General features: G+C 68.2%; 16 protein-coding genes. 2 read left to right on the top strand and 14 right to left on the bottom strand.

Going from position 1 to position 18,840, the window contains the following annotated elements; translation table 11 throughout:
- Positions 1-24 precede the first annotated feature (24 nt).
- From ACFQQC_RS10555 to ACFQQC_RS10610, 12 genes are all read right to left on the bottom strand, one after another.
- Positions 25-2,988: a TonB-dependent receptor plug domain-containing protein gene (locus ACFQQC_RS10555; protein WP_376862353.1), complete on the bottom strand. Its 2,964-nt coding sequence runs from the start codon at positions 2,986-2,988 to the stop codon at positions 25-27.
- A gap of 257 nt (positions 2,989-3,245) precedes the next feature.
- Positions 3,246-4,571, bottom strand: a complete 1,326-nt coding sequence (gene ftsA / locus ACFQQC_RS10560; RefSeq protein ID WP_376862354.1) for a cell division protein FtsA — start codon at positions 4,569-4,571, stop codon at positions 3,246-3,248.
- Between the two features lie 16 nt (positions 4,572-4,587).
- Positions 4,588-5,472 carry a cell division protein FtsQ/DivIB gene (locus ACFQQC_RS10565; protein WP_376862355.1) on the bottom strand — a complete coding sequence of 295 codons (885 nt, stop codon included), beginning with the start codon at positions 5,470-5,472 and terminating at the stop codon, positions 4,588-4,590.
- Entirely contained in the window at positions 5,460-6,398 is a 939-nt protein-coding gene (locus tag ACFQQC_RS10570; RefSeq protein ID WP_376862356.1) for a D-alanine--D-alanine ligase, read from the bottom strand. Before ACFQQC_RS10570 ends, ACFQQC_RS10565 begins: the two co-directional genes overlap by 13 nt.
- 107 nt (positions 6,399-6,505) lie before the next feature.
- On the bottom strand, positions 6,506-7,420 hold the full coding sequence (gene murB, locus ACFQQC_RS10575; RefSeq protein ID WP_376862357.1) for a UDP-N-acetylmuramate dehydrogenase: 915 nt from the start codon (positions 7,418-7,420) through the stop codon (positions 6,506-6,508).
- Entirely contained in the window at positions 7,420-7,833 is a 414-nt protein-coding gene (locus ACFQQC_RS10580) for a DUF4375 domain-containing protein (RefSeq protein WP_376862358.1), read from the bottom strand. The genes murB and ACFQQC_RS10580 overlap by 1 nt, the downstream gene beginning before the upstream one ends.
- Entirely contained in the window at positions 7,830-9,260 is a 1,431-nt protein-coding gene (murC, locus tag ACFQQC_RS10585; protein WP_376862359.1) for a UDP-N-acetylmuramate--L-alanine ligase, read from the bottom strand. The genes ACFQQC_RS10580 and murC overlap by 4 nt, the downstream gene beginning before the upstream one ends.
- 217 nt (positions 9,261-9,477) lie before the next feature.
- On the bottom strand, positions 9,478-10,143 hold the full coding sequence (gene scpB, locus ACFQQC_RS10590; RefSeq protein WP_376862360.1) for an SMC-Scp complex subunit ScpB: 666 nt from the start codon (positions 10,141-10,143) through the stop codon (positions 9,478-9,480).
- A gap of 4 nt (positions 10,144-10,147) precedes the next feature.
- Positions 10,148-10,975, bottom strand: coding sequence for a ScpA family protein (locus tag ACFQQC_RS10595; RefSeq protein WP_331045858.1), 828 nt, complete (start codon positions 10,973-10,975; stop codon positions 10,148-10,150).
- A 38-nt stretch (positions 10,976-11,013) separates the two neighbouring features.
- The gene (nagZ, locus tag ACFQQC_RS10600) at positions 11,014-12,060 is read right to left on the bottom strand and encodes a beta-N-acetylhexosaminidase (RefSeq protein WP_376862361.1); all 1,047 of its coding nucleotides are present in this window, start codon (positions 12,058-12,060) and stop codon (positions 11,014-11,016) included.
- Positions 12,061-12,066: 6 nt separating this feature from the next.
- On the bottom strand, positions 12,067-12,816 hold the full coding sequence (locus ACFQQC_RS10605; RefSeq protein WP_376862362.1) for an SPOR domain-containing protein: 750 nt from the start codon (positions 12,814-12,816) through the stop codon (positions 12,067-12,069).
- Between the two features lie 75 nt (positions 12,817-12,891).
- Positions 12,892-14,067, bottom strand: coding sequence for a deoxyguanosinetriphosphate triphosphohydrolase (locus ACFQQC_RS10610; protein ID WP_376862363.1), 1,176 nt, complete (start codon positions 14,065-14,067; stop codon positions 12,892-12,894).
- A gap of 65 nt (positions 14,068-14,132) precedes the next feature.
- Between ACFQQC_RS10610 and ACFQQC_RS10615 the strand changes: the two genes are divergently transcribed.
- Positions 14,133-14,510, top strand: coding sequence for a HesB/IscA family protein (locus ACFQQC_RS10615; RefSeq protein WP_376862364.1), 378 nt, complete (start codon positions 14,133-14,135; stop codon positions 14,508-14,510).
- 127 nt (positions 14,511-14,637) lie between these two features.
- A complete protein-coding gene (locus ACFQQC_RS10620) occupies positions 14,638-16,446 on the top strand; it encodes a methyl-accepting chemotaxis protein (protein WP_376862365.1) in 1,809 nt (602 codons plus the stop codon).
- Here the strand turns inward: ACFQQC_RS10620 and ACFQQC_RS10625 are convergent.
- Positions 16,443-17,201, bottom strand: coding sequence for a 3-oxoacyl-ACP reductase (locus ACFQQC_RS10625; RefSeq protein WP_376862366.1), 759 nt, complete (start codon positions 17,199-17,201; stop codon positions 16,443-16,445). The genes ACFQQC_RS10620 and ACFQQC_RS10625 overlap by 4 nt on opposite strands.
- On the bottom strand, positions 17,201-18,526 hold the full coding sequence (locus ACFQQC_RS10630) for a dihydroorotase (protein ID WP_376862367.1): 1,326 nt from the start codon (positions 18,524-18,526) through the stop codon (positions 17,201-17,203). The genes ACFQQC_RS10625 and ACFQQC_RS10630 overlap by 1 nt, the downstream gene beginning before the upstream one ends.
- Positions 18,527-18,840 lie beyond the last annotated feature (314 nt).

Genomic DNA, 18,840 nt, shown 5'->3' on the forward strand with positions numbered 1-18,840 from the left:
CCCATTCCTTGTCTCGACGTTCGCTTAGAAGCGGCGGCCGATACGCAGCGACAGACGACGACCGCGCATGTCGTAGCCGTTCAGAGCGGCCGTACCGACGCGGAAGTTGGCGGCGCCCATGATCGGCGGCGACTCGTCCCACAGGTTCTGGACACCCACCGAAGCGGTCCAGCCGGCGTCGTTCGAGTAGCGGATCGAAGCCGAGTGCGTCGTCCAGACCGGGGTCTCGAAGTCGTACAGCACACCGTTCGGAGCGACGTACTTCGAGTTGCCGAAGATCACGCCACCCTGGTCGGCCACGTCGCTACCGCTGCCGATGACGTCGATCCCGTAGAAGTACGAGAAGTCACCGCGCGACAGGGTCATGTACAGGTTGCCCGAGTAGGCCGGGCCGCCCAGGTTGAAGGTACGGCCGTCGAAGTTGGTGGTTTCACCTTCGATGACTTCCGAGTCTTCCAGCTTGAAGTTGTGAGCCGACTCGATGGTCAGGCGACCGAACGAGTACTCTTCCGACCAGCGGGCCTGGACGTCGATACCGCGGTTATTCTGCTCGGACACGTTGGTGTACGAGTTGTTGACCGTGGCCAGACGACCGGCATCGGCGCCGGTGCCACCAACGCGGGTGTACAGGTCGCAGAAGGCGGTACGGCCCTGGTAGCAGCGGGTGATGATTTCGGTGGCGCCCAGCTGGCTGACGGCGTCGTTAACAGTGAACTCGTAGTAGTCCACCGCCACGCTGATCGGCAGGGTTTGCGGGGTGATCACGAAACCGATGGTGAAGTTGTCAGCGGTTTCGGCGGTCAGGACGCCGCGACCACCGACCGACGACACGGCGACGCTGGAGCCGCCGAGGGTCGTGTTGGCGCCGTCAGCGATACAGCCCGCCAGCACGGCCGGATCGATCGACTCGTTCTCGAGGTAGTTGTAGCAGGGGTCGATGGTCTGACCCTGGTAACCGACCTGAGCGCCCAGGAACTGTTCGTACAGCGCCGGAGCGCGGAACGAGGTGCCGTAGCTGCTGCGGAAGCGGACTTCCGGCGTGACAGCCCAGTTCAGGCCCACCTTGTAGGTCTCGCTGCTGCCGTAGGACTCGTAGTCCGACAGGCGGCCCGAAAGGTTCAGGCGGAGGTCATCGAACCAGGGCATGTTCGCCAGCAGCGGGATGTCCAGCTCGGCGAAGGCTTCCTTGATCGTGTCCGAACCGGCGGTGCGGCCCGAGGTCGTGTACAGCGCGGTGTTGCGCAGGATGGCCTGGGCGCCCGGCGTGTCGTCGATCTCTTCCTTGCGGTACTGGACGCCGAAGGCGGCGCCGACATCACCGGCCGGCAGCGTGAACAGGCTCGGGGTGCTGATCGTACCTTCGATGTAGGCGTGGTCGTAGGTGGTGGTGTTGTTCTCGGTGAAGAACAGGAAGTTACGCTCGGCGTCCGTGAAGTCGCCGGCCAGCACGCGGGCGCTGGTCCACGGAATACCGCCCGGCAGGGCCGAGCAGTCGAAGTTCGAGACGTTGCCGCCCAGCGGGGTGTTCGTACAGGCGACGTTCGGGCTGTTCAGGGCCAGGAAGCGGTCCAGGTAGATACGCGGACCGTTGTTGTAGTCGGCGTCCGACAGCGAGTACTGGCCGTAAACGTCCCAGTCCCAGTCGCCGAACGTGCCGCGCAGGCCGATGACGCCGCGGTAGTAGTCAACGTCCTGGAAGCTGCTCGAGGCGTACGGAGCGACGGTCTGCACGTTCTCGCCGAACGGGTTGTTCGGGTTCGAGGCCGGCAGGAAGTTGCCGGCGCCGCTGACGATGTTGCGCTGGGCGAAGCTCTGGAACACCTGCGCCACGCCGATCTGGCTCGACTGGCGGTTGTTGTACAGGAACTCACCGTACAGCTCGACATTCTCGGTCAGGTCGAAGCCGGCCGACAGGAAGATCGACTGACGCTCGTTCGGGCTGATAACCGAAGCTTCCCGCCACAGCGGGTGATCGCTGGGGGTGTACTGGTAGGTCAGCGGGAAGCCGGCGCGGTTGAAACGGGCCCATTCGGTGGACAGGTCAGCGCGGACGTTGTTGCCTTGCAGGGCGGTCGGATAGGTGTAGCCCGGCTGCATCCGAACGATGTTCTGGCCGGTGGTCAGCAGCGAGACATAGTTGGTGTTCAGGTTGTAGCACTTGTAGTCGCCGGTAATCGGATCGATGTAATCGAGGCGCTGACCAGTGATCGGGTCGCGCAGCAGGTCCAGCGTACAGCTGGTGTAGTCGCGGTCGCCGCGGCGCTGGATGTAGGTCTTGGCGTATTCAGCCGCGATGTTGAAGTAGCCGCGCTCGAAGGTCCGGCCGAACGAGGCGTCGAGGCGCAGTTGCTCGCCACCGTCTTCGAAGGGCTGGCTGTAGAAGGCGTTCATCGAACCGCCGTCGAGGTCACGACGGGTGATGATGTTGATAACGCCGGCGACGGCGTCCGAGCCGTAGATCGCCGAGGCGCCGTCCTTCAGGATTTCGGTGCGCTCCAGCACGCCGCCCGGGATAACGCCCAGGTCGAAGGCCTGAACCTGACCGCGGGTACCGGCCGGACCGGCGCGACGGCCGTTCAGCAGGGTCAGGGTGCGTTGCGGGCCAGCGCCGCGCAGGGCGACCGACTGGGTGCCGCCGCCGCCGGCGGTGACGTAGCCGGTCAGCTGGTCGTTCAGCTGGAACGAGCTGACGGCCAGGGTCGAGTTCAGCAGGGCCTGGGCGACGTCCGGGATACCGCGGGCGTCAGCGTTCTCCGAGGTCAGAACCTGCACGGCCGAGGCCGAGGTGTATTCCGGGTTGCGGATGCGCGTACCGGTGACGACGACTTCGCCCAGCTCGGCGGAGTCCTGGGTGTTGCTGGACTGCGACGTACGCTGGTCCTGCTGCTGGCTCGACGTCGGCGCGGTTTGCGCCAGAGCCGGAGCAGCCACAGCCATGACACCTGCCAGGATTGTAGTGCCGAAGAGATACTTGCGTTTGATTAGCATGTGTTGGGCCCCAACCGATAATGAATGCAAGACGCCGCGCCCCACGAGACGTGGGACACTGCTTCGAAGCCCACGCTAGCAGCAACGCCGTCGGCCACAAGGGATTGTGGCGGCTTGGCGACCAATCAAGACCTCGGTTGTTACAATCCGGACACACTCTCGCCACGCAGGAGAGAAAAACCGCTGCTATCGCCGGAAAAACGGCAAAACTATCGCCCTGTTGGGACGATGAGAGCCTCGCGACGAGTCGGAATCGCTCAGAGGTTTTCGCGCAACCAGCCAGCGGCCCGCGCCACAATCCCGCCCGTATGGGCCTTGGGCGCATCGGCGGCGGTGATCTGGCGGGACATCAGCTTGCGGGCCGAAACGGCCTCGCGCGGACCATAGGCGGCCCGCAGCAGAACACCTGCGGCCGAGCAGAAGGCCGGCCCCGACGCCGCGTCGGCCAGGTGCGGCGCGCGTTGCGGCTTGCCCAGTCGCACGGGGCGGTCGAACACCCGCACGGCCAGCTCGCGCACGCCGTTCAGCTGGCTGGCCCCGCCGGTCAGCACCAGACCCGCGCCGGGCTCCAGCCCGACACCGGCGGCGCGCAGGCGATCACGCAGCAGCTCCAGCGTCTCCTCGACGCGCGGGGCGATGACCGTCTTCAACATGGCGCGAGGGACGATGACCGGTCCGGCCGAGGCGTCCTCGCCGCGCGGCGGGGCCTCCAGCATCTCGCGGTCTTCATTGGCCGAGGCCATGGCCGAGCCGTGCAGGGTCTTGAGGCGCTCGGCCCCCGCCCGCGAGGTGGACAGGCCGCGCGCGATATCGGCGGTGACGTGATCGCCGCCGACGTTCAGCGATTCGATATGCAGCAGGCTGCGCCCGCCCCAAACGGCGGCCGAGGTGGCGCCGCCGCCCATGTCGATACAGACGCAGCCGAGATCCATCTCGTCGTCTTCCAGCGCCGCCAGCGACGAGGCGACCGGCGCGGCGACCACGCCCTGCAGATCCAGATGCGCCAGCTCCAGACAGTGGCTCAGGGCCATGAAGGCGCTCTCGGCCATGGACACGACCAGCAGGTCCAGCCCCAGCGAATGGCCGCGCATCGAGCGGGGATCATGCACGCCGCGCGCTCCGTCCACCGACCAGGTGATCGGGAGGACGTGGATCGGACGGCGATTGGGCAGGCGGATCTGCGCCAGGGCCATGCCGATGGCGCGCGCCAGATCGGCGTCGCCGACCGGGTTCTGGCTCAGCGAGACCCGCGACTGCACCCGATGACTGGCCATCTGGCCAATGGCCGTGGTGACGACCACGCCCGAGACCGGAGACCCGGCGGCGCGCTCGGCGCGCTCGACCGCATGACCGATGGCCTGGGCGGCCTCTTCCATGCTGATGATGCCGCCGCCCTTGATGCCGCGGGACTGGACATGCCCTGCCCCGGCCACCCGCACGGTGCGGTCAGCGTGGCGAACACCCTCGGGCTTCATGATGAAGCAGCCGACCTTGGACTGGCCGAGATCCAGCGCCGCCACGACCGGGGTCCGCCCCGCCGCGCCGCGACCATCAACAGTTTTGTCCACAGACCGCCCGGCCATGTCCGTTCCTCTAGTCTTATGCGTTGCCGGACGAGGGCCGGACGGCGACCTCTTCCGGGGTTCTCAGATCGATGCGAGCGAAGCCCAGCTCCAGCAGCCGGCGGCGCTGGTCCATCTCGTCGAGCTGGATCAGGGCGGCTTCCTGGTTGATGGCGGGCAGCAGGATCAGGCTGCCGTCCTTCAGGCGCAAATCCCAGCGGCGTTCATCCACGCGCACCAGCGCCTCGACCCGGCTCATCAGGCGGGGACGCTGGGCGATCAGCGGCAGGATTTCGGCGGCGGCCTGTTCGGCGCCGACCCCGACCACCAGCGGCAGTTCGGGATAGCGACCGGCGTCCGCCCCGGTGATGACCGCGCCCTGGCCGTCGATAACCTGGTTGCGGCCGCCGACCTGCCAGACCGCCAGACGGTCGTGCTCGGTGACGTCCACGATCAGTGTGTTGGGCAGCAGGCGCACGATCCGCGCCGATTTCACCCAGCCCACGCCCTCGACCCGCTCGCGCACGGCGTCCAGGTCAATGGAGGTGATCGGCTGGCCGGCCTGAAGCTGGACCGCGCGCTGGATGGCGGCGGTGGCCTCGGCGCTCTCGCCCTCGATGAAGACCTTCTCCAGCTTGAAGCCCATGCCGACCATCAGGCCGTCGACGCCGCGCCCCATCGAGGCGCTGATCCGCTCGGCCCGCGCGCCGGTGGCCAGCACCCCGCCCAGCAGCAGGACGCCCGCCGCGATCGAGAGGATCACCGCGCGCGGGGACAGGTCCAGACGGCCGATGGCCGCCATCTTGCCGGGAATGGCCGAGGCGTTACGGGGCGCGCGACCGCGCCCTCCGTTCCGGGGGGCGCCGCGCTTCTGGGGCGGGCTCGAATTCTGTCGCCGACCGCCGCGAACTACCGCGGGCATGAGGCGTCCTCCACCATCCACCGGACAAGGTCTTTGTATTCCAGTCCACAGTACGCGGCCTGCTCGGGGACGAGCGAAGTCGGCGTCATGCCGGGCTGGGTGTTGACCTCCAACAGAACCAGATCGTCCTTAACGTCGTCATAACGGAAGTCGGACCGGCTAACGCCCCGGCAACCAAGCGCCTTGTGGGCCAACTCCGCCTCGCGCAGCGCCCGCTCGAAGACGGCGGGCGGCAGGTCCGCCGGCAGCTTGTGGACCGACCCGCCCGGCGAATATTTGGCCTCATAATCATAGAAGCCCTTCACCGGGGTGATGTCGGTGACGGTCAGGGCGCGCGGGCCCGCGGCCTCGCCCAGAACGGTGACGCACAGTTCCTTGCCCCGGATATAGGGCTCGACCATCACCTCTTCGCCATAGGTCCAGTCGGGCGCGCCGACCTCGGCCTGCGGGCCGTTGGCGCCTTCCGGCACCAGATAGACCCCGACGGACGAGCCCTCGGCGTTGGGCTTGATCACATAGGGGGGCGGGATGACGTGGCGGCTGGCCACCTCGTGCCGGTCGAACAGGCCGCCGCCCGGCACCACCACGCCCGCGGCGCGCAGGACGGACTTGGTCTTGTCCTTGTCCATGGTCAGGGCCGAGGCCAGCAGGCCGGAGTGGGTGTAGGGGATCTGCAGGGTCTCGAGGATGCCCTGGACGCAGCCGTCCTCGCCCCATTCGCCGTGCAGGGCATTCAGCACCACGTCCGGCTTCAGCTCGGCCAGCACCTGGGCCAGGTCACGGCCGGCGTCCACGCGGCTGACCCGGGCCACCTGCCCTTCCAGCGCATCGGCGCAGCCCTTGCCGGAGCTCAGGGAGACCTCGCGCTCGGACGACAGCCCGCCCATCAGGACGGCGACGTGAAGCTCAGCAAGGGGACGGGTCATGGTCGGCTCCGGGCATCTTCAGCGCCCCTCAACCGATTGCCGTGGGGACGGTTAAGAAGCCTTAACCAGAACCCCGTCCGCGCGAGATAAATTGGGGGTGAGCGGGATCAGCCCTTGCGGCCGATCCGCTTGATCTCCCAGTCCAGCTGGACCCCGGTCTTCGCCTTCACGTCGGCGCGGACGACCTCGCCCAGGCCCTCGATGTCCGCCGCGGTCGCCTCGCCGGGGTTGATCATGAAGTTGGAGTGCAGGTCGCTGAACATGGCCCCGCCGCCATTCACGACGTGCAGCCTGCCGCGCCAGCCCGCCTCGTCGACCAGCTTCCACGAGGAATGGCCTTCCGGGTTCTTGAAGGTCGAGCCGCCGGTCTTCTCGCGGATCGGCTGGGTGGTTTCGCGGCGGCTGGAGATCTCGTTGATCTTCGCCGTGACCGTTTCGGGGTCGGCAGGCGTGCCGCGATAGACGGCCTCGACCCAGATGATCTCGTTCTCGGGCACGACCGAGTGACGATAGGTGTAGCCGAAGTCGGCCAGCGCATAGTCCACCCGCTCGCCCGACCGGGTCAGCCCCCAGGCCGAGACCAGCACGTCCTTGGTCTCCGAGCCGTAGCAGCCCGCGTTCATGGTCAGGGCGCCGCCGATGGTCCCCGGAATGCCCGCGTAGAACTCCAGCCCGCCGATGCCCGCTTTCGCGGAAGCCTTCGCCACCATCGAGTCCAGCGCGCCCGCGCCGGTGGTGATGGTGTCGCCCTCGGTCGTGATCTGGGCCCACGGGCGTCCGGCCAGCCGGATCACCACGCCTTCGACCCCGCCGTCGCGCACAATGACGTTCGAGCCCACGCCCAGCACAGTCACCGGCACAGCCGGGTCCAGCGCCTTCAGGAAGTTGGCCAGATCCTCGGCGTCCGCCGGAATGAACAGCGCATCCGCCGCCCCGCCCACCCGGAACCAGGTGTACGGCCCCAGCGGCTCGTTCAGCAGCAGCTTGCCGCGGACTTCGGGGAGAGTATCACGCCAGGTCATCAAGAGTTCTTCATCGCGAAGCGATCGGCTGCTTCCCAGAAGCCCCCGACCTCGGTTTCCAACAGTTCCGCAAAACGGTCCTCGATCTCAACCGGGAACGTGATCGACTCGCGGGCCGACCAATCTCTCGGGTACGGCTCACCGTACATCCGCATCGCCCTTGCAAGCTCAGCGGATGTTTCCAGCATGCCGAGTTCCCGAAAACCTATCACAGCCTCTGGCGCGAGGATGCCGGTGCTATTGCCAAAGAACTGGCCAAGCCCGCCATTGAGCACTTCAGACTGCGTCCAATGGGTAGTGAATAGATGCTGGGAAACAGTCGGCATCAAAGCCAGCCGCGAGGAAAACGTATCGGGCGCCTCGTCCGTGCGGACCTCGTCCCAATAGGGGGCGACCAAGTCCCAGTAGCTCACCCCAGCGCCTCCAGCTGCGCCGGCAGGGCGTAGGCCCAGCTGGTAATGTCGCCGGCGCCCAGCAGGACGACCAGATCGCCCGGCTTCGCCTCTTCCTTGATGGCGCGCGGCAGGACGGCGGCGTTTTCCAGCGGCTGGACATGGCGGTGGCCGAAACGGCGGATACCGTCGACCAGCGCATGCTTGTCCACGCCCTCGATGGGGCTTTCGCCCGCCGGATAGACGTCGGCCACGATCACCGCGTCAGCGTCCGAGAAACAGGTGGAGAACTCCTCCATCAGGTCGCGCAGGCGGGTGTAGCGGTGCGGCTGGACCACGGCGATGACGCGCCCCTCGGCCACCTGACGGGCGGCCTTCAGCACGGCGGCGATCTCGACCGGGTGGTGGCCGTAGTCGTCAATCACGCGCACGCCATTGGCCACGCCCGTGGTGGTGAAGCGGCGCTTCACCCCGCCGAAGCCGGCCAGACCGGCCTTGATCGCCTCGTCCGACACGTCCAGCTCACGCGCCACGGCGATGGCGGCCAGGGCGTTGGAGACATTGTGCCAGCCCGCCATCGGCAGGTGCAGGCCCGCGATGCGGATCGGCTCGTCCAGCATGGCCAGACCCTGCTGCTGGATGACCACGTCGAAGCGACAGCCGTCGGGGCCCATGTCGCAGTTCTCGGCGCGGACCATGGCCTGCGGGTTCAGGCCATAGGTGACCAGACGCCGGTTATCGATGGAGGCGACCAGACGCTGGACCTCGGGGTGGTCCAGACAGACCGCCGCGAAGCCGTAGAAGGGGATGTTCTCGACGAAGTCCACGAACGCCTTCCGGACGCCGTCGAAGTCGCCGTAATGGTCAAGATGCTCGGGGTCGATGTTGGTGACGATGGCCACCGTCGACTTCAGGCGCAGGAAGCTGCCGTCGCTCTCGTCGGCCTCGACCACGATCCAGTCGCCGTCGCCGACCTTGGCGTTGGTGCCATAGGCGTTGATGATCCCGCCGTTGACCACCGTCGGGTCCAGACCGGCGGCGTCCAGCAGGGCCGCGACCATCGAGGTCGTCGTCGTCTTGCCATGGGTGCCTCCGACCGCGATCGAGAACTGCAGCCGCATCAGCTCGGCCAGCATCTCGGCCCGGCGGACCAGCGGGATACGGCGCTCGCGGGCGGCCATCATCTCGGGGTTGGTCGCCTTCACCGCAGTCGAATAGACCACCGCCGACACGCCCTCGCCCACATGGGCGGCGTCATGGCCGATGAAGATCTTCGCGCCCAGCTTCTCCAGCCGCTCGGTATTGGCCGAGGCCTTGGCGTCCGAGCCCTGCACCGCATAGCCGATCTTGAGCATGATCTCGGCGATGCCGCTCATGCCGATGCCGCCGATGCCGACGAAGTGGACGGGACCGAGGTCGAACGGAACGGGACGAAGGCGAGCGATCATCGCAGCGGGTTAGCAGGGGTTTGGGCGGAATGCATCACCTTCGGGCGGCGAGCCCGGAAAGTGGCTAGTGGATAGTGATTAGTGGATGGCGGCGTTGCAGGCGGGTGTGGTCCTGCGCGACCGGTGGCGGCATCGAACCACTAATCACTATCCACTAACCACTTGGCCGCTCCGGCGTCCCCCACCGTAGCGCCGCCGCCAATCCAGCCTGCCGCCCTTAGTCCTCCGACACGAAGTCCTGCGCGAACTCCGGCGAGTCCTCCTCCCCCGGCAGCAGGGGCGTTTCGTCGTCGCTGTCGCCGGAACGGGTCGGGTCGGGCACTTCGAAGCCGACGGGGATGGAGAGGTCCAGCAGGCCGGCGGCCTTCATTTCGGCGACGCCCGGCAGGTCGTAGAGGCTGGCGAGGCTGAAGTGTTCGAGGAACCTGTCGGCGGTCGCGTAGGTGACGGGGCGGCCCGGCGTGCGACGACGGCCCTTCAGCTTCACGAAGCCCATCTCCAGCAGCAGGTCCAGCGTCCCCTTGGACAGGGAGACGCCGCGCACGCTCTCGATCTCGGCGCGGGTGCAGGGCTGGTGGTAGGCGATGATGGCCAGGGTCTCGAGCGCGGCCTTGGACAGGCGGCGCGGCTCCTCGCGCTCCTCGGTCATCATGAAGGACAGGTCGGCGGCTGTGCGGAAGCGCCAGCGGTCGGCCACGCATTCCAGCTCCACGCCCCGGTTCTGGTACCGCTCGCGCAGGGCCGAGATGGCCCCGCCCACGTCCGCGCCTTCCGGCAGGCGACGCGCGATCTCGGCCGCCGACAACGGACCGGCGGCGGCGAACAGCAGCGCCTCGACGCGGCGCTCGATCTCCAGATCGTCAGGGGCGAATTGAATGCTCATCGGATCAGTTCGGGGTCAGTTCCAGCGGCAATCCCTTGCCGCGGCGCTTGAGGAAGATTTCGGCGAAAGCCTCGGCCTGTTTCACATCCATGGCCCCCTCCTTCACCAGCTCCAGACTGGCTGACAGGGTCGAGGCTGTATAGCTGGCCTGCGTCGGCCCCTCCTCGTCCTCGTACTTTTCGGGCGCGACGCGGTGGAGCGGGGTCCACTCCTCCATGCGCGGCAGGATTTCGCGCAACCAGTCGCGGGCCGCCTCCAGCTGGAAGGCCTCGACCCGCTGGCCGGGATTGTAGCGCCGCAACTCCTCGCGCCGCCGCTGGGTCACATAGGCCGCCATCAGCTCGTACAGGCTGGCGTCGATACGGTCGGACGGAATGATGACGGTGGCCTCGGGGTCGCCGCGGGTGAAGACGTCGCGCTTCAGCTGCGGCCGCGACTGGATCGCCTCCACCGCCCGGCGCATGGCCTCCAGTTTCTGCAGGCGGAAGGCCAGGGCCGCCGCCATCTCCTCGGCCGGGACCTCGTCCGCCTTGCCCTTCTCGTTGCGGGGCAGCAGCAGGCGCGACTTCAGATAGGCCAGCCAGGACGCCATCACGAGATAGTCGGCGGCCAGCGAGAAGTTCCGGCGGCGCGCCTCATGCACGAAGGCCAGATACTGTTCGGCCAGCCGGGTGATGGACAGCTTCAGCAGGTCCACCTTCTGCGTCCGGGCCAGCGCCAGCAGCACGTGCAGCGGGCCTTCATAGCCTTCCAGATCGACCACGAAGGCGTCGCGGGTGTCGACCTGCTCGGCCGCCGCGAAATCGAGGTTGGGCTGGAAGGCGTCGGTCATCCCTTTGACCTAACGCGCCTTGCGCTGCTTGAGGTCATCTACGCCTCCGCCACATCCGGCCCCTTGGCCGCATCCAGCTGTCCGGCCAGCATGGCGTCGAAGCGATCGCGGGCCTCGCGGTAGTCCAGCGGCTCGGGCGTATGGACGATCCGGGCGAGCGCCGCCTCGGCGCGGCGTTTGGCGCCGCCCTTCAGCTTGCCGGTTCCCTCGGCGACCTGCCGCATCTCGTCCAGCACGCCGTTCCAGTGGATGACCAGATCGCAGCCGGCCTTCAGGGACTTCTCGGCCCGTTCGGTCAGGCTGCCGGACAGGGCGTTCATGACCAGATCATCCGACAACAGCAGGCCGTTGAAGCCCAGTCGCTCGCGGATCATCCGGATCGCCTTCTTCGACTGGGTCGCCGGATGCTTCCGGTCGATGGCGGTGAAGACGATGTGGGCCGTCATGCCGATGGGCATGTCGGACAGGGCCTTGAACGGGGCGAAGTCCCAGCCGTCCAGCGCCTCCAGATCGGCATGGACGGTCGGCAGTTCCTTGTGGGTGTCGGCGAAGGCGCGACCATGGCCGGGCATGTGCTTGATCACCGGCAGCACCCCGCCCGCCAGCAGCCCCTCGGCCACGGCGCGGCCCAGCTGCGCCACCGTCTCCGGATCGCGGGCGTAGGCGCGGTCGCCGATGATGTCGTGGGCGCCCGGCACCGGGACGTCCAGCACCGGGGCGCAGTCGACGTTGATCCCGACATCCTTCAGCTCATGCGCCATCAGGCGTCCGCCCAGCCGGGCCAGCTCGCGCGCCGCCAGCGGATCGTTGGTCGCCTTCAGGAAGGTCGCGCCGGGCGGGTATTTCGGCCAGTGCGGCGGGCCCATCCGCTGAACACGCCCGCCCTCCTGATCGATCAGGACAGGTGTATTGGCGTCCCCGCCGATGCAGTCGCGCAACTCATCGGTCAGGGCGCGCAGCTGGTCGGGACTGTCCACATTGCGGCGGAACAGGATGAAGCCCCACGGCCGGGCGTCGGCGAAGAAGGCCTTCTCCTCCGCCGTCAGCCGATGGCCATGACAGCCGTAGATCGCCGCCGAGGTCACCCGGCCTCAGCGCACGATGCAGTCGCCGCCGCCCGACTTGATGGCGGTGCACAGGCTGGTGGCCTGTTCACGGCTCAGGCCGGTGACGGTGGTGCGGTACAGGGTCGAGCCCGAGGACGAGGTCACTTCCTGCACCCGGCGGCTGGCGCCGCGGGTCAGCGACGGATAGCGGCCGACGATCTGGTTATACTGGCTCTCGGCGATGGCCGGGGTCGAGAAGGCGCCGATCTGGACGCCCGAGGTTCCGCCGGCGGCGGGCGCCGGGGCGGGCTCGGTCTTGGCCGGAGGCGGGGTGGTGGCGGCCGGAGGCGGCGCGGTCGGGGCCGGGGTCTCGACCGGCTGCGGCGCGGGGCGCGGCTGCACGGCCTCGGGCGGCGGCACAAAGGTGGGCGGCGTGGTCGGGGTCTCGCCGCGGGTATAGACGTCGATGCCCGCTTCCGGGTCGATCGGCTGCGCTTCCTGCGGCGCCTCGCCCTTCATCTCGCCCACGGGCGAACCGATGGCCGGCGGGGCGTCCTCGGACGAGCGCGGACCGGCGCGGTAGTAGACCACCACGGCGATGATCAGCAGCAGCAGGACGACGCCGGAAATGATCAGGGTCAGCGGCGGGGCCTTGCCGCCGCCTCCGCCACCATGCCCCCCGCCACGACGCGGGTCGTATCCGTTGCGATCAAACGGCAGATCGTCATCGGTCGGCGGCGTATAGGCGCCGCGGTCGCGGCCCGGGTTCGGACGATAGGGATCTTCGTGGGACATGACCGCGCCTCTTCAGCCGGACGCGAATCGGCCGCGTCGGCCCATTACTCTACCCGTCCCAGCGATCCTTTCGAATCACAGATCGAGCGCGAGGTCGAGGCTGAACAGCTTCTTGTGCTCTTCGATGGCGTAGCGGTCGGTCATGCCGGCGATGTAGTCGCAGACGGCGCGGGCGCGTTTGGTCTCGTCGCCGTCGCGGGCGGGCTTCGACCACTCCGGCGGCATGGTCTCCGGCTCGGCCATGAACAGGGTGAACATCTCCGACAGGATGCGCCGGGCCTGACTGCGGGTGCGGTTGACCCGGTAGTGGCGGTACATCCGCTCGAACAGGAATTTCCTCAGCACCCCGAGGTCCGCCAGCATGGCGGGCGAGAAGGCGACCAGGGTCCGCGAGGCGGTGCGGACATCCTCGGTGGAGCGGATGCCATCCGCCTCCAGCCGCCGCCCGGTCTCGGCCAGCACGTCCTCGACCATGACCCCGATCATCCGGCGCACGGCCTCGATCCGCGTCATCCGCTCGTCGATCTCCGGCCAGTCGGCGCGAACGCCCTGAAGCACCGGCCCGATCAAAGGGACGTCCATCAGGTCGTTCAGGGTGAACAGGCCGGCCTGCACCCCGTCGTCTACGTCGTGGTTGTTGTAGGCGATATCGTCCGCGATGGCGGCGGCCTGGGCCTCCAGCGAGGCGAAGCTGTCCAGCCGCAAATCCCAGCCGGGCGCATAGTCGGCGATGGCCTTCCACGACGGCTCGTCCAGTCGATGGCTGACCGGTCCGTTGTGCTTGATCACCCCCTCGACGGTTTCCCAGCTCAGGTTCAGGCCGTCGAACTGGGGATAGCGCTCCTCCAGCTTCGTCACGACCCGGAAGGTCTGGACGTTGTGGTCGAACCCGCCCCAAGCCGACATGCAGGCCTGAAGCTCGTCCTCGCCCGCATGGCCGAAAGGCGGATGGCCCAGGTCGTGGGCCAGGGCGATGGTCTCGGCCAGATCGGTGTCCAGCCGCAGGGCGTGGGCCAGCGAGCGGGCGATCTGCGCCACCTCAAGGCTGTGCGTCAGCCGGGTGCGGTAGTGATCGCCCTCGTGCGCGACGAAGACCTGGGTCTTCTCCTTCAGGCGGCGGAAGGCGGTGGCGTGGATGATCCGGTCCCGGTCGCGGGCGAAGGCGTTGCGGGTGCGACTGATCGGCTCGGGCGACAGCCGTCCGCGGCTGTGCTCGGGATATTCGGCGTAGGGCGCGCGGTCTTGGATCAAGGTTGATGGCTCATTCGCGAGGGCGGGCCTTTGCGAACGCCCGCGCGCGCCTCATATAGGCCCTCGTGAGCACCGTCCAATCCGCCCCCGCCTTCACCGTCTCCGCCCCCACCGGCGGGCATGGCCTGACCCTGTCCGACACCGCCGCCAAACGGCTGGCGGCGCTCGGCGAGATCGAGGGCCGGCCGGTCGTGCTGCGCGTGGCCGTGGACGGCGGCGGCTGCTCGGGCTTCCAGTACCGGTTCGAGCTGATCGAGGCGGGCGACGCCGACGACATCCGCATCGAGACCGACGGTCAGGCCGCCGTGGTCGACACCGTCTCCCTGCCCTTCCTCAAAGGCTCCGAGATCGCCTTCGTCGATGACCTGGCCGGAGCCCAATTCGTGGTGCGGAACCCGAACGCGGCGTCCAGTTGCGGCTGCGGTGTCAGCTTCTCGATCTGATTCAACACCCTGCGACGGATCACCGCGTTACGGGATTTACCGTAAACGCCCGTGAACCCCATGGTCAGGCTTGTCGTGCTTGACGGGAAACAAGCGCCGCTCCCCCGGCTCCGTCTCCAGGTTCGACATGAAACTCAATTCGCTCTCGCTGTCCGCGAAGACCGCCCTGATGGTCATTGCCGCCCTTGGCGTCCTGACCTGTTCACTCATGGGCGTGGCCGCCGTGCTGCTGACCCGGGACGCCGGCGAGCGCGCCGCTGAACGGCAGGAGACCAACATGCGCGTCGCCTGGGACGTGCTGGCCGACTACGGCGACGGCTTCAGCGTGCAGGGCGACCGCCTGATGGTCGGAACCACCCCGCTGAACGGCTTCGTGGAGCCGGTCGACCGGGTGAAGACCCTGGTCGGCGGCATGGCCACCGTCTTCATGGGCGACCTGCGGGTGACCACCAATGTCGTCAAGGATGACGGCGCGCGGGCCGTCGGCACCCGACTGAAAGCCGGGCCGGTGCACGATGCGGTCCTGCGCGACGGCAAGCCGTACCGCGGCAGCGCCGAGATCCTCGGCAAGCCCTATTTCGTCGCCTACGACCCGATCAAGAACGCGGCGGGCCAGACCGTCGGCGTCCTGTTCGTCGGCGTGCCCAAGGCCGACTTCATGGCCTCGGTGAACCACGTCATGCTGGCCCTGCTGATCAGCGGCACCGTGGTGGCGCTGCTGGTGCTGGGCGCGGCCCTGCTGCTGTCGAAGCGGATGTTCTCGCCGCTGCAGGCCCTGTGCGACCGGATGGAGCGTCTGCGTCAGGGCGACACCGGCTTCGAGGCCCCGTGGGCATCGCGCGGCGACGACATCGGCCATATCGCCCGCGCTGTCCTGGCCTTCCGTGACGCCGCCATCCGCCAGAAGGAGATCGAGGGCGAGGCCGAGGGCATGCGCGAGACCGCCCGCCAGTCCCGCATCGCCTCCGAGGCCGAACGCGCCCGTCTGGCCGAGGAGGACGCCGTGGTCGTCGACGCCCTGGGCAAGGGCCTGTCGGCGCTGGCGCAGGGCGACCTGACCCACCGCATCGACGTGACCTTCGCCGCCCGCAGCCGCCAGCTGAAGGACGACTACAACGCCGCCATGGACGCCCTGTCGGAGACCATGGGCGAGATCATCGTCCTAACCGGCGCCATGCGCTCGGGCACCGCCGAGGTCAGCACCGCCACCGACGACCTGTCGCGCCGCACCGAGCGTCAGGCCGCCGCCCTGGAGGAGACCGCCGCCGCACTGGACCAGATCACCGTCACGGTGAAGAAGACCGCCGAGGGCGCCCGCGCCGCCGCCAACATCACCGACGAGGCCCAGAAGGGCGCGACGGAGCGTGAGCGGATCATCGCCGACACCACCGCCGCCATGGAGCAGATCGAGAGCACCTCGGGTCGGATCGGCGAGATCATCGGCGTCATTGACGAGATCGCCTTCCAGACCAATCTGCTGGCCCTGAACGCCGGGGTCGAGGCCGCCCGGGCGGGCGAGGCCGGTCGCGGTTTCGCGGTCGTGGCGTCGGAAGTCAGGGCCCTGGCCCAGCGCTCGGCCGAAGCCGCCAAGGAGATCAAGGAGCTGATCGCCGCCTCCAGCGCCAGCGTCGGCGAGGGCGCCCAGCTGGTCGCCCGCACCGGCGGCGCCCTGACCGCCCTGATCGGTCAGGTGGCCAAGATCAACCAGCTGGCCGGCGAGATCGCCGCCTCGGCCAATGAGCAGGCCGTGGGGCTGGTCGAGGTCAATGTCGCCGTCAACCAGATGGACCAGACCACCCAGCAAAATGCTGCGATGGTCGAGGAGACCACCGCCGCCAACCAGGCCCTGAGCCAGGAGGCCGAGCAGCTGGCCACCCTGATCCAGCGCTTCCGCATCGCCGGCGGCGGTCAGCAGGCGATGGCGCGGGCGGCCTAGTCCCGAACCAGCCCTCCGTCCACGACGAGGTTCTGGCCCGTCACCGCGCGGCTCCAGGGCGAGGCGAAGAACAGGACGGCGTCGGCGAACTCTTCCGGGGTCGTGACCGAGCGCAGCGGGGTCATGCCGGCGATCAGGTCGAAGACGGCGTCGGGCGTCGCGCGGCTGGCGTCGGTGGTGCGCAGCAGGCCGCCGGAGACCATGTTGACCGTGATCCCCTGCGGACCGAGGTCGGCCGAGGCCGTACGGGTCAGGCTGAGCAGGGCGGCCTTGGCGGCGGTGTAGTCGTGGTAGGGCACGACCGGGTTCTGGAACAGGTTGGTGCCGATGTTGACCACCCGGCCGAAGCCGTTGGCGGCCATGGCCGGGGCGGTCGCCTGGATGACGTTCAGGGCGCCGCGCACGACGGTGGCGAACTGGTCCTCCAGCTCGGACCAGTCGATGTCCCCAAGCTTGGAGCGGGCGTCGCCGTTGAAGCTGTAGTCCAGCGCATTGTTGACGACGGTGGTGATCGGCGAGCCGAACACATCCTCGGCCAGGGCGACCATCTCGTGCACCGCCTCGCGGTCGGTGACGTCGGCGCGGAAGGCGACGGCCTGTTCGGGGAACTCGTCGACCAGTTCGCGGGCGGCGTCCTCGCTGGCGCGGAAATTGATGACCACGCGCGCGCCCTGACGGGCAAAGGCGCGGATCACGGCGGCGCCGACGCCGCGCGCGCCGCCGGTGACGAGGACGATCTGTTCGGAGAGTTGCATCAGGCGAGGGTCTCCTGGAAGCGGACGGGACGGCCGTGGGCCGTGCCCTGCAGTTCGCCGTCGCGCATGACGATGCGACCGCGAACGATGGTGGCCATGGCCTTGCCGGTGGCTTCGAAGCCGTCGAACGGGGTCCAGCCCGAGCGGGTGGCCATGTCCTCGTGCTTCAGCACGTGTTTCTTCTTCAGATCGACGATGGTCAGGTCGGCGTCATAGCCCTCGGCCATGCGGCCCTTGCCGGCGATGCCGAAGACGCGATTGGCGCCGTGGCTGGTCAGGTCGATGAAGCGATCCAGCGTCAGACGGCCGTTGGCGACGTGGGTCAGCATGACCGGCACCAGGGTCTGGACGCCCGGCATGCCCGAGGGCGAGGCCGGATACGGACGGGCCTTCTCCTCCAGCGTATGCGGGGCATGGTCCGAGCCCAGCACGTCGGCGATGCCCTGCTCGATCCCGCGCCACAGGCCGGCGATGTGGTAGTTGTTGCGGATCGGCGGGTTCATCTGGGCCAGACCCTTGAGGCGGTCATAGGCCTCGTCCCCGTCCAGCGTCAGGTGCTGGGGGGTCAGCTCGACGGTGGCGACATCCTTGTGCCCGGCCAGGAACTCGACCTCTTCCGCCGTGGTGACGTGCAGCACGTGGATGCGAGCGCCGGTCTCCCGGGCCAGCCCGACGAGGCGGCGGGTGGACATGATGGCGCTCTCGGGGTCGCGGACCTCCGGGTGGCTGGTCCAGTCGCCGGTGCGGGCCAGCGGGCGGCGCTCGACCAGACGGTATTCGTCCTCGGAGTGGAAGGTGGCGCGGCGCTTCACATGCCGCAGGACCTCGCGCACGCCGTCGTCATCGGCGACCAGCAGGGTGCCGGTCGAGGCGCCCATGAAGACCTTGATCCCGCAGCAGCCCGGCAGGCGCTCCAGCTCGCCGAGGAAACGGGCGTTCTCGTGGGTGCCGCCGATGTAGAAGGCGTGGTCGGTCCACATGCGGTCGCGGGCGCGGGCCAGCTTGTCTTCCAGCGTCGCCGGATCGGTGGTGTTGGGCTCGGTGTTCGGCATCTCGAACACGGCGGTGACACCGCCCAGGGCGGCTGCGCGGGAGCCGGTTTCAAGGTCTTCCTTCCACTCCAGACCCGGCTCGCGGAAGTGGACCTGGGTGTCGATGACGCCCGGCAGGACCGTCAGCCCCGTGGCGTCGAACACCTCGCCCGCCGAGGCCTGCGACAGGTCCCCGATGAAGGCGATCTTGCCGTCGATGATGCCGACGTCGGCGAAGCCGCGTCCGGCGTGATTGGCGACTTCGCCGCCGCGAACGATCAGGTCGTAGGTCATGGCCGGTCTGAATAGTCGGAAACGGGGCGGATGGCAGGGGGCGGCGGCGAAAAAAGAGGGACGCTGGGTATGATAGGTATGAAGCGGGGAGACTGTCGAAATACACCGTCTATGCCGTCTATCCCGTCTATCGGCGGAGGCAGCAGGCAGCAGGCAGTAGGCAGTAGGCAGTAGGCAGTACGGTATCAGAGTGATGCGTCGGAATTGGTCGCATCGGCCCTCCCCTACCCCCTCCCTGCTATCGTCATCCCGACGAAAGTCGGGACCCAGCGGCGCCGCGACGGCGGCGAAAAACCGAAGATCGAAGTTCAAGC

It is taken from the genome of Brevundimonas sp. GCM10030266 (assembly GCF_042666595.1).
GTDB lineage: Bacteria > Pseudomonadota > Alphaproteobacteria > Caulobacterales > Caulobacteraceae > Brevundimonas.